This is a genomic window from Nonomuraea ceibae (assembly GCF_019396325.1).
Lineage (GTDB): Bacteria > Actinomycetota > Actinomycetes > Streptosporangiales > Streptosporangiaceae > Nonomuraea > Nonomuraea ceibae.
This window is the reverse complement of the sequence record NZ_JAHKRO010000045.1, coordinates 26,013-40,447: the sequence shown is the minus strand read 5'-3', so window position 1 is coordinate 40,447 and position 14,435 is coordinate 26,013. Positions and strand designations below refer to the sequence as shown.

Sequence of the window (14,435 nt, the reverse complement as noted above, 5' to 3'; positions counted from 1 at the left end):
GTGTGTGGGCGGCTGAATTCCTTTCTCCCGGTGGATTACCGCTGGTTTCTCACTTGAAGGAGATGGCCACCTCCCCGAGCACCTGCTCGTTGTTGCCGGCGCCGACGAAGCAGGAGGCCGCCGCGCAGTCCACCGGGCCCACCGGGGTGCCGTCGTAGCCGACGCCGTCGAACTGGCGGTTGAGCTTCAGCGGGATGGTGGCCGAACCGCTCGCGTCGGTGGTGAACGAGGTGGCCGTGCCGCCGTCGCAGGCGGCGCCCGAGGCCGTGTTGGCGCAGGTGGCGATGCCGAACACGGCATTGGGCAGGGCCCCGGTGACGGTCACCGTGGCAGTCGCGCCGTCCGACACGCCGGAGGCCGGCGAGACGGAGAACGACGGGGCCGCGGCGGAGGCCGCCGGGCTGGTGGCGAAGGCCAGGCCGAGCGTGACCGTGGCGGCGAGACCCAGCTTGGCAATCAGACCAGTCTTGCGCGTCATTCTTTACTCCTTTTTCCGGGGCGATTTGTTTCGCCGTCGTGAGTACAACTCTGCGGCATCGGCCCGGCGGGTGCCAGAGGAAATCAATTCAGCAAGCTGCAGTGACGGTGACTGCATCTTGTCAATGATCGCCTTGCGTTCTGTTTGACGATGGGCTATTCGCAGGCGAGCAAGGCCGGATAAGACAGCGGGCCGCGCAGCCGGGAGAATCCGGACCAGTGTGCCCGTCCGTACGGCACGGCTCATCGGTTGGGAGCGGCTGTGACCATTGACCAGATCACCCGGGACGCCAACGTCTACGGCGACGACATCAGCGAGATCTACGACCTGCTCTACCTGCGGCGCGGCAAGGACTACGCGGGGGAGGCCGACATCGTGACCAGCCTCGTGCGCGAGCGCGCGCCGCACGCCGACTCCCTGCTCGACGTGGCCTGCGGGACGGGCGAGCACCTCAGGACGCTGCGCACCCGCTTCTCCCTGGTCGAGGGGGTGGAGCTGTCGGCGGCGATGCGGGCCAGGGCGCAGGCCAAGCTGCCCGGCGTCGCCGTCCACCCGGGCGACATCCGCGACTTCCGGCTCGGCCGCGTCTTCGACGCCGTGTGCAGCCTCTACAGCACGGTCGGCTACATGGCGGGCACCGAGGAGCTCGACGCCGCCGTGGCCAGCATGGGCCGGCATGTGGCCCCCGGCGGGGTGCTCATCGTGGAGCCCTGGTACTTCAAGGACGGCTTCGCCGACGGGCACATCGGCGACGACGTGGTCCGCGAGGACGGCCGGACCATCGCCAGGGTGGCCAAATCGTCCCGCGTGGGCGACACCGTCCGCGTCGAGGCGCACTACCTGGTGGCCGACGGCGCCGGGGTGCGCCACTTCGAGCACACGCAGGTGATGAACCTGTTCTCCCGCGCCGAGTACGCGGCGGCCTTCGAGCGGGCCGGCTTCACCGCCGAGTGCCTGGAGGAGACCGGGCCGCTGCTCGCCGGCCGCTCCCTGTTCCTCGGCGTGCGACGGGACGGATGATTCGCGGTGATCCCCCTGTTCAAGGTCGAGGTCCCGGCCGGCGCCGCCGACCGGGTCACCGCCGTGCTCGACAGCGGCATGCTCGGGCACGGGCCGCTGGTCGAGGAGTTCGAGCGGCAGCTCGGCGAGCGGATCGGCAACCCGTACGTGGCGGCGCTGAACAACGCCACCTCCGGCCTGCAGCTCGCGCTGCGCCTGGCCGGGGCCGACGGCGAGGTCCTGAGCACGCCGTTCACGTTCGAGGCGACGAACTGGAGCATCCTGGCCGGCGGCGGGCGCATCACCTGGGTGGACGTCGACCCGGCCACGCTCAACGTGGACCTCGAGGACCTCGCCAAGAAGATCACCCCCCGCACCCGGGCGGTCATGGTGGTGCACTGGGGCGGCTGCCCCGTCGACGTCGAGCGCCTGGCCCGCATCCTGGACGACGCCGAGGCCGCCCACGGGCGCCGGCCGGTCGTCGTCGAGGACTGCGCCCAGGCGTGGGGCGCCACCGTGCACGGCCGCCCGCTGGGCCGCCACGGCAACCTGTGCGTCTACAGCTTCCACGCCACCAAGCACCTGAGCTGCGGCACCGGCGGCCTGCTCGTGCTGCCCGACGAGGAGTCGCTGCGGCGCGCCCGGCGGCTGCGCTTCTTCGGCATCGAGCGCGACGCCGACCGCGTGCACGCCGACTACGACGTGCCCGAGTGGGGCTACAACTTCTACCTGAACGAGATCGGCGCGGCCATCGGGCTCAGCAGCCTCGCCGTGGTCGACGAGCGGATCGCCCGCCACCGCGCCAACGCCGCCTACTACGACGCCGAGCTCGCCGGGGTGCCCGGCCTGGAGCTGACCGCGCGCACGCCTGGCCTGGACTCGTCGTTCTGGCTCTACCCGGTCCTGGTGGAGGACCGCGACGCGTTCATCGGCAAGCTCGCCGCCGCCGGGGTCGCGGCGAGCGTGGTGTGCCGGCGCAACGACGCGCACGGCTGCGTGACGCCGTCGGCCGAGCCGCTGCCCGGCCTGGAGGCGGTGCACGACCGGGCGGTCAACATCCCGGTCGGCTGGTGGCTGTCGGACGAGGACCGGGCGCACGTCGCGCACACCATAAGATCCGGCTGGTGACTCATGGCAATCGCCGATAAAGGTTCGCGCCCGGCCGGTGTTAACGTCTATTCATGGACGCTTCCTGTCGAATTTGCAGCGGGCCGGTCAAGGCGTTTGTCGACCTCGGTTTCCAGCCCCGCGGAAACGCTTTTCCCCGGGCCGACCGGGTGGCCGGTGAATTCCGTTACCAGCTGGTCGTGGGAATGTGTGACTCGTGCACCATGGTCCAGCTGATGGCGGACATTCCCCAGGAAGTCAGATACCACGACGAATACCCGTACCACGCCTCCAACTCGGTGGTGCACAGCCGGCATTTCGAGGGCCTGGCGCGGCATTTCCTGGAGCACGAGCTGACCGGGCCCGACCCGTTCATCGCGGAGATCGGCAGCAACGACGGCGTCATGCTCGCCACCATCGCCGCGGCCGGCGTGCGCCACCTGGGCATCGAGCCGTCGGCCCAGGTGGCGGAGATGTCCAGGGCGCGGGGCGTGCGGGTGCTGTCGCAGTTCTTCGACGAGGACAGCGCCGGGCCGATCCGTGCCGAGCACGGCCCGGCCGACGTGATGTTCGGCGCGAACGTGATCGCCCACATCTCCCACCTGGCCTCGGTGCTCAAGGGCGCCAAGAAGCTGCTCGGCCCGGACGGCGTCTTCGTCTTCGAGGAGCCCTACCTCGGCAGCGTCGTCGAGCAGACCGCGTTCGACATCCTCTACGACGAGCACTCCTTCGTCTTCTCCGTGCGTGCCATCCAGGCCGCGGCCGAGCTGTACGGGCTGGAGCTCGTCGACGCCGAGCCGGTGGCGCTGCACGGCGGCTCGATGCGCTACACGCTGGGCCAGCCCGGCGCCCGCCCGGTCGCCCCCGCGGTGCCCGAGCTGCTGGCCGCCGAGGCCGCCCAGCGGCTGGAGGAGCACGCCACGCTGGAGGCCTTCGCCCGCCGCGCCGAGCGCATCCGCGACGAGCTGACCGCCCTCGTCGGGTCGCTGCGCGCCCAGGGCAAGAAGGTCGTCGGCTACGGCGCCCCCGCCAAGATCACCACGGTGACCAACTACTGCGGCTTCGGCCCGGACGTCATCCCCTTCGTCTGCGACTCCACGCCCTCCAAGCAGGGCCGCGTGGTGGCCGGCTCGCACATCCCCGTGGTGGCGCCGTCCGTGTTCGCCGAGAGCGACGCCGACCACGCCATCCTGTTCGCCTGGAACCACGCCGAGGAAATCATGGCGAAAGAGCGCGCGTTCGCCGAGCGAGGCGGGCGCTGGGTTCTCTACGTGCCCGAGGTGCATATCGTCTGAGCATTTTCAGCACATGGGGAGATGCGCCGTGCGGGGTGGCCGCCCACCATTTAGTTAATTCCCCCAGCCGGGCGGTCCGAGAGAAAGGAACCCACGGTGTCTGTGGCGGCGGAAATCAGTCATACAGGCGCTCTCGGAGAGCGCCGCCCCGACCTTCCCGCATTGACCGGACTACGCATCATCGCGGCGTTGCTCGTTTTCATGAGCCACGTCGTCTATCCCATGACGTCGGGAAATCAGAATCCCGCGACCCCCTACAGCGACGACGGGATCACCCAGACGCTCGTCTGGCTCTTCTACCCCGGCGGCTACATCGGCGTCTCGTTCTTCTTCATCCTGAGCGGCTTCGTCATCACCTGGTCCTGGCAGCCGGGCGGCCGGGCCACGTCCTTCTGGCGGCGGCGGGCGGTGAAGATCCTGCCCAACCACGCCGTCACCTGGGGCCTGGCGATGCTGCTGTTCGCCGCGTCGTTCACGCCCCTGTGGGGCCTGCCGAACCTGTTCCTGGTCAACTCGTTCTCGCCCGACCCCAACCTGTGGGGCGGCGCGAACATGCCGGCCTGGTCGCTCAGCTCCGAGATGCTGTTCTACCTGCTCTTCCCGCTGCTGATCATCCCGATCGCCAAGATCAAGGAGAGCCGGCTGTGGCTGTCGGCCGGCCTCGTGGTCCTGGCCATGGCCGCGGTCTGCGTGGCCACGCTCACGCTGCTGCCCGACTCGCCCCGCTACCCGGGTGAGGCGCTGGCGCTGACGCAGTTCTGGTTCGTCTACATGTTCCCGCCGGCGCGGCTGTTCGAGTTCGTGCTCGGCATGGTCCTGGCCAGGATCGTGATCAGCGGCCGGTGGCCCCGCATCGGGATCGCCCCGGTCATCGCCCTGCTCGTGGCCGCCTACGCCGCCACGCTGTGGGTGCCGGAGCCGTACAGCATCTCGCTCGTCACCGCGATCCCGTTCGGGCTGGCCATCGGCACCTACGCCGCGGCCAACCTGCGCGGCCGGCGCACCTTCATGGGCAGCCGGGTCATGGTGTGGCTCGGCACCGTCTCGTTCGCCTTCTACATGACCCAGGCCGTGGTGCTCTACTGGCTGCGCGGCGCGGTGCTCGGCGACGCCGAGTACGGGCCCGTCGGCGGCACGCTGCTGATCCTGGGCCTCATCGCGGTCAACGTCGTGGCCGCCTGGCTGCTCTACACGCTGGTCGAGCGGCCCGCGATGCGGCACTGGAGCCGGTCGAAGAAGACGCCGCCGCCACCGCCGCGGGAGCCGGCGCGCGCCCCGGTGCCCACCGCCTCAGCCGCCGAGTGACCCTTCCCCCCGCTGTGCCCGCGATGCCCACCCCTCTTCAGCGGTGGGCATCGGCGTAACACGATCGACCACGACCCAGGAGAGTTCCGTGAACAGACGTTGCCCGGTCCTCGACACCACCGGCAAGAACATCCACGCCGAGACGGACCAACTGCGCTCGCGCGGCCACGCGACCCAGGTCGAGCTGCCCGGCGGGGTCATCGCCTGGTCCGTCAACACCCACGCCGCGATCAGGCGGCTGCTCACCGACCCGAACGTCACCAAGAGCGCCCGCAACCACTGGCCCGCCTTCCGCAACGGCGAGATCCCGCCCGACTGGGAGATGATCAGCTGGGTGGCCATGGACAACATGGTCACCGCGTACGGCAAGGACCACGTGCGGCTGCGCAAGCTCGTCGGCAAGGCGTTCACGCCCCGGCGCACCGAGGCGATCCGCCCGCGCATGGCCGAGCTGACCAACCAGCTCCTGGACGCCCTGGCGGCCGTGCCGCCCGGCGAGGTCGTCGACCTGCGGCAGAGCTTCGCCTACCCGCTGCCCGCCATGCTGGTGGCCGACCTCATCGGCATGTCGGAGGCGGCCCGCGTGCAGACCGCCAAGGTCATCGACATGATGGTCGACACCACCGTGAGCCCCGAGCAGGCCCAGGGCATCCTGCTCGGCTGGCGCGGCGCGATGGAGGAGCTCATCGCCGAGAAGCGCCGCAACCCCGGCGAGGACATCACCAGCGACCTCGTGGCCGCCCGCGACGAGGACGGGTCGAGGCTGTCGGAGGTCGAGCTCACCGACACGATCTTCGCGATCCTCGGCGCCGGCTCAGAGACCACGATCAACTTCTTCGACAACGCCATCACCGCGCTGCTCACCCACCCCGACCAGCTCGACCTCGTCCGGACCGGGCGGGCGAGCTGGGACGACGTCATCGACGAGACCCTGCGCGTCGACTCGCCGCTCGTCCACCTGCCGCTGCGCTACGCCGTCACCGACATCCACCTGGACGGCGTCACGATCCCGCAGGGCGACCCGATCCTCATCAACTACAGCGCCGTGGGCCGCGACCCCGCCCTGCACGGGGAGGAGGCCGGCCGCTTCGACATCACCCGGCAGGACAAGGAGCACCTGTCCTTCGGCTACGGCCCGCACTACTGCCTGGGCGCCAGCATCGCCCGCGCGGTCGCCCAGACGGGGCTCTCGACGCTGTTCGAGCGCTTCCCCGACCTGAGCCTCGCGGTGCCGCGCGAGGAGCTGGTGCCGCTGCCCACGTTCATCATGAACGGCCACCAGGCCCTGCCCGTCCGCCTCACCGCCGACGTGCCCGCCGAGGTGCCCGCCGAGGTGACCACCGCTGTGCCCGCCGGGGCCCGTTAGCCCGCCCGCACGACCGACGATCCGGCCCGGAGCACCGGGCCGGATCGTCGCGTTCCGGGGGCGGGTCACGCCGCGGCCGCCAGCGGCCGGGCCCGGACGGCGCCGGCGCCGGTGTCGTCCAGGGCGAGCCACCACGGGTTCGCCCTCGCCCACTCGATCGTCCGCAGCAGCCCCTCCTCCAGCGACGTGGCGCACTCCCAGCCCAGCACCCGCCGCGCCTTGGAGCTGTCGGGGATGCGCCGGGGCACGTCCTCGTAGGCGGAGCCGAGCGCGGCCCGGGTGTCGACCGCGATCTCCTCGGCCTCGGCGCCCGTCAGCTTCGCCACCAGCTCCCCGGCGTCCCTGATGCTCGTCTCCACCATGCTGCCCAGGTTGAACGACTCGCCGACGGCCGCCGGGTGCGAGGCCGCCAGCAGGGTCCCCGCCACGGCGTCGTCCACGTACGTGAAGCAGCGGGTCTGCTCGCCCCGGTCGTACATGACGATCGGCCGGCCGTTGAGCGCCCGGTGCACGCTGCGGCTGAGGACGAACGCGGGCCGCTGGCGCGGGCCGTAGGCGTTGAAGTAGCGCACCACCGTGGTCTCCAGGCCGTGCTGGCGGCCGAAGGCGAACGTCAGGTGCTCGGTCAGCGCCTTGGCGGAGGAGTACGTCCACCGGTCGGCCGAGGTGGAGCCGAGGACCCGGTCGGCCTCCTCCGTCCACGGCACCGCCGGGTTCTTGCCGAACACCTCGCTCGTGCTCGCCACCACGACCCGCGCCCCGGCCCGCGCGGCGGCCTCCAGGACGTTGCGGGTGCCCTGGAAGTTGATGTCGATGACGTCCAGCGGGCGGGCCAGGTACTGGTCCACGCCGACCACCGCCGCCAGGTGGTACACCACGTCCACGCCCTTGCCCACGGCCCTGGCCAGGTCACCGGGATCACGCACGTCACCGAGCACCAGCCGGGCGTGCGCCCGCGCCATCCGCTGCGTCTCGGGCAGCGGCCCGCTGTCGAAGACGGTCACCTCGTCACCGCGGGCGATCAGCCGCTCCACCAGATGGCTGCCGATGAATCCGGAACCACCGGTCACGACCACGCGGGCGGGCCTCGGGCTGAGCTGCGCCAGATCTGCGTTCGGCATTTTTCCGTCCCTTTCACGGGGTGGTTATTTTCTTCGACACCTCCAATATCCCGCTTCCGAGGGCTCTGAATAAGTTTTTCCGGCGTCAGCAAACTGCACCGCCGGGCAGCTTCCTGCCGACGGGAAAAGAAAAAGCCCGGCCCCGCTTCGTCGCGGGACCGGGCTTTTCTTCGCCGGTCAGCCGGAGGTCTTCTCGACGGTCCGGTAGGTGAGGATGACGATGCCCGACTCCAGCGGCATGGCCCCGGCCAGCCGCAGCGGCGCCGTGGTGCCGTCGTTGTAGAGCAGCTCACCGACGCCGCCGCTGCCGACGAGGACCGGGTGGAGCCAGATCTGCACCTCGTCGAGGAGGCCGTGCTCGACGAGCGTGGCGGTGAGCCGACCCCACCCGTAGATGAGGATGTCGCCGCCGGGCTGCTCCTTGAGCTTGCGCACCTCGCCGACGGCGTCGCCGCCGAGCACGGTGCTGTTGTTCCAGTCGGCCTTCTCCAGCGTGCTGGAGACGACGTACTTGGGCAGGCTGTTCATCCGGGCGGCGTAGCCGCCCTCGTCCTCCATGGTGGGCCAGGCCTCGGCGAAGCCCTCGTACGTCACACGCCCCATGAGCAGGGCGTCGGCGGCCTTGAGCGTGGCGAGGGCGTGGGACTCGGCCTCGTCGCTCCAGTAGTCCATGGACCATTCCTCGGGCCGTTCGATGACGCCGTCGAGCGACATGATGACCGATGCGATGACCTTGCGCATGGGGCGACTCCCAGGAAGTGGATGGCTCTACGGACGGGCGCTGTCGGAGGCGGCGGCCACCGGCACGCCGGGCGCGGGCTGGGCGACCGGCTCGGCGGGGCGGCTCTTGCCGAACCACCGCGTCCACAGTCTCATGACAGGGCGTTCCAGGACGTAATAACTGACGGTCGAGAGGGCGACGCTCGTCGCCAGCACGAACAGCGTCAGCTCCCAGAAGCCCACCGTGCCGCGGAACTGGGTCGCGTCGACCGGGACCGTGCCGAAGATGTTGCCGTTGCGCAGGTAGACCTCCTGCAGCACGACGTGCCACAGGTAGATCCCGTACGAGATCCGCCCGAGATAGCGGATGACCGGGTTGGCCAGCGTCACGTCCATCAGGCGCGACCTGGCGTGCGGCACGGTCAGCGGCACGATGAACAGCACGCCGAAGACCAGCACCAGCGAGTGCCCCACCAGCTCCTGCACCAGCGCCGGCACGTCACCCGCGCCCGGCGTGCCGAACGGCTGCGGCGCGTAGGCCAGGTAGACGGCGGCCGCGGCCAGCCAGAACAGGTTCGGCCGGCGGGCGGCCAGCCGGTAGATTCCGGGCGTGTTCCCCGAGACGTCCTGGTAGGCGGACAGGGTGCCGAGCATCATGCCGCAGGCGAAGGCGCTCATGTAGTAGAAGGGCCAGAACCACAGCTCGTACGGGCCGGTGAAGGTCGGCAGGTTCGTCCAGGTCACCCAGGCCAGGCCCAGCACCAGCACGGCCACCGGGGTGACCATCATCCAGCGCAGGCGCGCCCGCTGGTCCTCGCGGCCCCGCGCCAGCCGGCCGGAGATCCACGCCAGCAGCGGGATGGCCAGGTAGAACGTCAGCTCCGTCGGCACCGTCCAGGTGTGCAGGAGGCCGGTCATCGGCTGACCCTCCTGCCAGAAGAAGTGGATCGCCAGGAACGGCCGGAGCACGTCCCACACGGTCGCGATGCCGTTCAGGTTGATCGCGAGCAGCGCGACCGCCAGCACCAGCCAGTAGGCGGGCAGGATGCGCAGCGCCCGCCTGGCGAGGAAGGCCGGGATCGCCGGGCGCGAGGTCCCGGCGATCGCCGCGCGGGCGAACGGCCTGTACAGGAACAGACCGGACAGGACGAAGAAGGGGGGCAGGCACACGGCCAGCCCGTCGGCCAGGACGCCCCAGATCCCGTTGCCCGGCTGGTCCATGAAACTGGAGTCGCCGGACAACCAGGCTGCGTGGAATACGAGAACTCCCAGAGCGAGGACTCCGCGCACTCCTTCCAATCTGGGAAGGCGTTCGCCTTCAGCGGTTCCGCCACCGCTAGCGCGGGCTGTTGCCACCATCGCGTGCTCCCATCAGGAGTGTTTTCATCGGCACTTTTCCGGCCGTATCCGTTTATTTGCTACGCGTCGATATCAGCACGGCCGATCGGTGAACCACATCTCCTGAATTGCGGGATATTGAGTTATGGGAACAGGCCGCGCTCCGTTGTGCCGATCAGCGGCGGACGGCCTCACCCGGGGCCGGGCTCGGCGTCCACGACGGCGCCGGATCCAGGCCGCGCGTGCCGTTCCGCAGCACCCGGAAGACCATGCCGGGGCTCATCAGCGCCTGCGGCGGGTCGACCAGCCCGGCCACCCGCATGAACGTCCTGGTCACCGCGCCGTCCCTGGTCGCGGCCACCTGCAGCTTCGCCATGTACGCGTTCATCATCCGGACCATCGCCGGCCTCGGCCCCGCCACCTCGGCGAAGCTCAGGTCACCGCCGGCCGAGATGTTCCACGGCACGTCGATCACCGCGGAGATGTCCTTGAGGAAGTCCAGCGGGCGCGGCTCCACCCCCCGCCGCAGATGCGTGCGGAGCGTCAGCGCCTCCAGCGCCGCCACCGTCATGCCCTGTCCGTACACCGGGTTGAAGCTGCACGCGGCGTCACCCAGCACCAGCAGCCCGGCCGGGAAGCGCTCCAGCCGCTCGTAGTGCCGCCGGACGCTCGCCGGATACCTGAACGACACCGGGTCGTCCAGCGGCTCGGCGTCACGGATCACCTCGTAGATGTCCGGCACGGGCAGCGACCTGACGAACTCCATGAAGCCCTCGTGCGTCGCCGGCGCGGCGTCGCCCAGCACGCCCGTCAGCGACAGCACGCAGCGGCCGCCCTCGATCCGCGAGAAGAACGCGCCACGCGGGTGCGACGGCCCCGACACCGGGTTGATCGACAGGTCGCCGTCCAGGATGCTCTCGTCCGGCAGCCGGTAGTGCCGCGTCGTGTAGGTCAGGTCGATCTTGACCTTCTCCTCCTCGGGCCGCCCGTAGCCGAACTCCTCCAGCCACACCGGCGTACGGGAGCCGCGCCCCGTCGCGTCCACGACGAGATCCGCCTCGATGAGCTCCTCGCGCTCGCCGTCCCGGGGACGCACCCGCACGCCCGTCACCCGGGCCCGGTCCGCCGTCGCCACCAGGCCGACGATGTCGCACCGCTCCACGAACGTCACGTTCGGCAGCTCCGCCACCCGGGCCCGCACGTGGCTCTCCAGCACCGGCCGGGCCGCCGACACGCACACCAGCCCCGTCGTGCCCGGCGCGAGCCGGACGCCGTTGAAGAACCAGCGCAGCTCGCCCAGGTCGCCCGTCGGCACACCCGCCGCCTTCGCCCCCTCGGTGAACCCGGGGAACAGCTCCTCCAGGATCTGCTGACCCCGGGCCAGCAGCCCGTGCACGTGCCGCCCCTGCGGCACCCCACGCCTGGCGGCGCTCACGCCCACCAGCGCGTCACGATCCACCACCAGCACGTCCGTGTACGCCTCGGCCAGCACCCGGGCCGCCAGCAGGCCCGCCATGCTGCCGCCCAGCACCACCGCGCGGTCTCCCACGGCCATCGCGGTCACCTCCCACGTTCCTGATCGTCAGCGGAACCCTCGGCACGCCGCCCGGCGCGCGGGGCCGTCTCGTGTGATGCCGGTCGCGACCGGCGCGCCCGCGCCCGCCTCATCGCAGCGAACGCGCGAAGGCGCGGATGTCGCCGACCAGCTCGGCCGGCTGCTCCAGCGCCGCGAAGTGGCCGCCACGCTCGAACTCCGTCCACCGCGTGATCGTCGGCAGCTGGTGGTCGGCGAACCGCCGGATCGGCCGCGTCGCGTCCGCCGGGAACACCGCGACGCCCACCGGCATCTCCAGCGGCCACGGCCCGCCCCACGTCCGCACGAACGCCGCGTCCCCGTACGAGGACTCGTAGTAGAACTGCGCCGACGAACCCGCCGTCGCCGTCAGCCAGTAGATCGACACGTTCGTCAGCAGGTCGTCACGGCTCACCGCGTCCTCGGGCGACTTGTCGGAGTCCGTCCACTCCTTGAACTTCTCCACGATCCAGGCGAGCTGCCCGACCGGCGAGTCCGTCAGCCCGTACGCGAGCGTCTGCGGGCGGGTCGACTGGATCTTCTGCCAGCCGATCCCGTCCTGCTGGAACCGGCCGCCGTGCTCCAGCCTGGCCAGATCGTCCGCGCTCAGCTCCGCCATCGCCGCCGGGTCCTGCGGCGGGAACGTCACCAGCATGTTGATGTGCACCCCGGCCACGTGCGCCGGATCGGCCAGGCCGAGCTGCAGCGAGATCACCTTGCCCCAGTCGCCGCCCTGCGCCACGTACCGGTCGTAGCCGAGCCGGCTCATCAGCTCCGCCCACGCCCGCGCCACCCGCGGCACGTCCCACCCGGTCTCCCGCGTCGGGCCCGAGAAGCCGTACCCGGGGATCGACGGGATGACCACGTCGAACGCGTCCGCCGGATCGCCGCCGTGCGCCGCCGGGTCCGTCAGCGGGCCGATCACGTCCACGAACTCCGCGACCGACCCCGGCCAGCCGTGCGTGATGATCAGCGGCGTCGCGTCCGGCTCGGGGGAGCGCACGTGGACGAAGTGCACGTTCGCGCCGTCGATCTCCGTCGTGAACTGCGGGAAGGAGTTCAGCCGCCGCTCGGCCGCACGCCAGTCGTAGCCCGTGCGCCAGTACTCGGCCAGCTCCTTGAGGTAGTCCAGAGGCACCCCCCGGTCCCAGCCCACGCCCGGCAGCTCGCCCGGCCACCGGGTGGCGGCGAGTCTCCGGTTCAGATCGTCGAGGTCGTCCTGCGGGATGTCGATACGGAACGGACGCATGTGTGCCCCTGGTTCGCTAGAGCTGTCTGGGGGAGGGGCGAGGACTGCGCGCCTCCGGCCCCACGACGTCATCGTCAGCCCCGCCCACCCCCCGGCGCATCTCGCGACGTGCGCCATCCCCCTCCCGTCACCCCCGACCGTTCCCCGCCCGCCCGTCCGTACGAAAGCCCCCACCGCCCAGCCACCCCCACCGCCCAGAGCGGCCCCCTCCACCGAACGGCCGCCCTCCCACCAGCCTCTTCACCCACCGCGCCCGCGGCTGGGGCGAACCCGCAACGCCGGACGGACCCTCCGGTGGGGTGACCTCCTCGCGCGGCGGCGTGCCCCTTCAACGGGCCGGCCCTCTGGCGGAGCGGCCCCTGCGCCGGACGGCCCCCTCCGGCGGGGCGCCCTCTCCGCGAGACGGCGGGTCCTCTTCGGCGGGGCGGCCCTCTGCGGGCGTACGGGCCCCCTCCGGGTGGGCGTGCCCTCTCTGGGCGGGTGCCCTCTGGGGCCGGGCTCCTTGGGGGCTGCTTCACCCAGGGGCCAGAGGTGGTCGGTGGTTCTCGGGGTGGCCTGTGGCGGGTCTGGTCTTCTCAGGGGCGTCGTGGGGCCGACGTGGGCCTCTGCGGCGGCGTACGAAGACGGCGGGGCCCAGGGATGGCGAAGGCCCGGCCGGGTGCCGTTGGGGGAGGCGGGCCGGCCGGGCCGAGGGGTCCGGCGCCGGCTACGGTGGCGGCGCCGGCGGTGCGGGGGTCAGGCGGTGGCCTTGGTGATGACGTCCGCCACCGCCGCCACGGCCGAGTAGTCGCCCGGGCTGAAGCGGGTCTTGGTGACCGCGAACGCCGTGCCGCTGGGCAGGTGGAGCTCGGCGTGGCTGCCGCCGGCGCCGGGCCAGCCGAGGACGGTCGACGGGTCGGGGCCGTTCTCGACGGGCCGTCCGAGGCCGAAGCCGAGCGCGTACTGGGTGGGGTGGCCGAAGATCTGGTCGACGTCGTTGACGGCGACGGCGGAGATCTCCTCCAACTGCCCCGGGCTGAGCAGGCGGACGCCGTCGACCTCGCTCTGGAGGGCGGCGTACAGCTTGGCGAGCGCCCGCGCGCTCATGGTGCCGCCGGCGGGGATCTCGGCGCCGAGGTAGTCGCGCCGGTTGACGAGCTCGGCCGAGAGCTGCACGGCCTTGGGCACGGCCTTGAAGTACGTGGGCATCATCTGGGCGAGCATGTCGAGGTCGACCGGGTCGCCGACCTGCACCTGCGGGGCGACGCGGTCGAGGGCGGACTCGGGCACGGCCAGGTAGAGCTCGTCGGCGACGCCGAGCGGGCCGGACACCTTCTCGCGCAGCACCTCCGAGATGCGCTTGCCGGTGGCGCGGCGGACGACCTCGCCGATGATGTAGCCGAACGTCTGGGCGTGGTAGCCGGTCTTGGAGCCGGGCTCCCACCACGGCTCGGCGGCGGCCAGGCCGTTGACGATCTTGTCCCAGTCGGTCAGGTCGTCGCCGGTGGTGTCCTCAGGGACGCCGGGGGTGCCGACGGTGTGGGTCAGCGCGTGCCTGATCGTCGCCTTCTCCTTGCCGTTGGCCCCGTACTCGGGCCAGATCTCGGCGATCGGGGTGTCGTACCCGAAGACGCCTTCACCGACGAGCACGTGCACCACCGTGGAGGTGAGCGCCTTGCCGGCGGAGGTGGCGTAGATGGGGGTGTCGGAGGTGAGTGGCCGTCCGGTCGCCTGGTCGGCGACGCCGGAGACGGCGTCGGCCAGCAGTTCACCGTGACGGTAGACGGCGACCTGCAGACCCGTCTCGGCTCCGGATTCGACTAGCTGGTCGATCGTCTCCTGAACTTGCCGCTGGAGATCGCTCATGGTCCCTGTTTCCCTTGTGATGGTGGATGTCCTCGCCTC

Annotated in this window: 12 protein-coding genes; 5 read left to right on the top strand and 7 right to left on the bottom strand. The window is 71.1% G+C overall.

Annotation, left to right across the window (positions count from 1 at the left end):
* Positions 1–49 precede the first annotated feature (49 nt).
* Positions 50–478, bottom strand: coding sequence for an enediyne antibiotic chromoprotein (locus KME80_RS25745; RefSeq protein ID WP_219508729.1), 429 nt, complete (start codon positions 476–478; stop codon positions 50–52).
* Positions 479–739: 261 nt separating this feature from the next.
* Between KME80_RS25745 and KME80_RS25740 the strand changes: the two genes are divergently transcribed.
* The 5 genes from KME80_RS25740 to KME80_RS25720 all read left to right on the top strand — a co-directional run bounded on the left by KME80_RS25740 (position 740) and on the right by KME80_RS25720 (position 6,550).
* Positions 740–1,498: a class I SAM-dependent methyltransferase gene (locus KME80_RS25740; protein ID WP_308125933.1), complete on the top strand. Its 759-nt coding sequence runs from the start codon at positions 740–742 to the stop codon at positions 1,496–1,498.
* A 6-nt stretch (positions 1,499–1,504) separates the two neighbouring features.
* Positions 1,505–2,605 (top strand): DegT/DnrJ/EryC1/StrS family aminotransferase, encoded by a 1,101-nt coding sequence (locus KME80_RS25735; protein ID WP_219508728.1) that lies wholly within the window; start codon positions 1,505–1,507, stop codon positions 2,603–2,605.
* A 53-nt stretch (positions 2,606–2,658) separates the two neighbouring features.
* Positions 2,659–3,879: a class I SAM-dependent methyltransferase gene (locus KME80_RS25730; protein WP_219508726.1), complete on the top strand. Its 1,221-nt coding sequence runs from the start codon at positions 2,659–2,661 to the stop codon at positions 3,877–3,879.
* A gap of 96 nt (positions 3,880–3,975) precedes the next feature.
* Complete coding sequence (locus tag KME80_RS25725) at positions 3,976–5,184, top strand: acyltransferase family protein (RefSeq protein ID WP_308125932.1); 1,209 nt, start codon at positions 3,976–3,978, stop codon at positions 5,182–5,184.
* Positions 5,185–5,272: 88 nt separating this feature from the next.
* Positions 5,273–6,550: a cytochrome P450 family protein gene (locus tag KME80_RS25720; RefSeq protein ID WP_219508724.1), complete on the top strand. Its 1,278-nt coding sequence runs from the start codon at positions 5,273–5,275 to the stop codon at positions 6,548–6,550.
* A 65-nt stretch (positions 6,551–6,615) separates the two neighbouring features.
* Here KME80_RS25720 and KME80_RS25715 read toward each other — a convergent pair whose 3' ends face one another.
* The 6 genes from KME80_RS25715 to KME80_RS25690 all read right to left on the bottom strand — a co-directional run bounded on the left by KME80_RS25715 (position 6,616) and on the right by KME80_RS25690 (position 14,396).
* The gene (locus KME80_RS25715) at positions 6,616–7,671 is read right to left on the bottom strand and encodes an NAD-dependent epimerase/dehydratase family protein (protein WP_219508723.1); all 1,056 of its coding nucleotides are present in this window, start codon (positions 7,669–7,671) and stop codon (positions 6,616–6,618) included.
* A 177-nt stretch (positions 7,672–7,848) separates the two neighbouring features.
* The gene (locus KME80_RS25710; RefSeq protein WP_219508722.1) at positions 7,849–8,412 is read right to left on the bottom strand and encodes a dihydrofolate reductase family protein; all 564 of its coding nucleotides are present in this window, start codon (positions 8,410–8,412) and stop codon (positions 7,849–7,851) included.
* Between the two features lie 27 nt (positions 8,413–8,439).
* Positions 8,440–9,750 (bottom strand): acyltransferase family protein, encoded by a 1,311-nt coding sequence (locus KME80_RS25705; RefSeq protein ID WP_281427167.1) that lies wholly within the window; start codon positions 9,748–9,750, stop codon positions 8,440–8,442.
* 154 nt (positions 9,751–9,904) lie between these two features.
* Positions 9,905–11,284, bottom strand: a complete 1,380-nt coding sequence (locus KME80_RS25700; RefSeq protein WP_219508720.1) for an FAD-dependent oxidoreductase — start codon at positions 11,282–11,284, stop codon at positions 9,905–9,907.
* Between the two features lie 109 nt (positions 11,285–11,393).
* Positions 11,394–12,551 (bottom strand): epoxide hydrolase family protein, encoded by a 1,158-nt coding sequence (locus tag KME80_RS25695; protein WP_219508719.1) that lies wholly within the window; start codon positions 12,549–12,551, stop codon positions 11,394–11,396.
* Positions 12,552–13,286: 735 nt separating this feature from the next.
* The gene (locus tag KME80_RS25690) at positions 13,287–14,396 is read right to left on the bottom strand and encodes a serine hydrolase domain-containing protein (protein WP_219508718.1); all 1,110 of its coding nucleotides are present in this window, start codon (positions 14,394–14,396) and stop codon (positions 13,287–13,289) included.
* Positions 14,397–14,435: the final 39 nt, after the last annotated feature.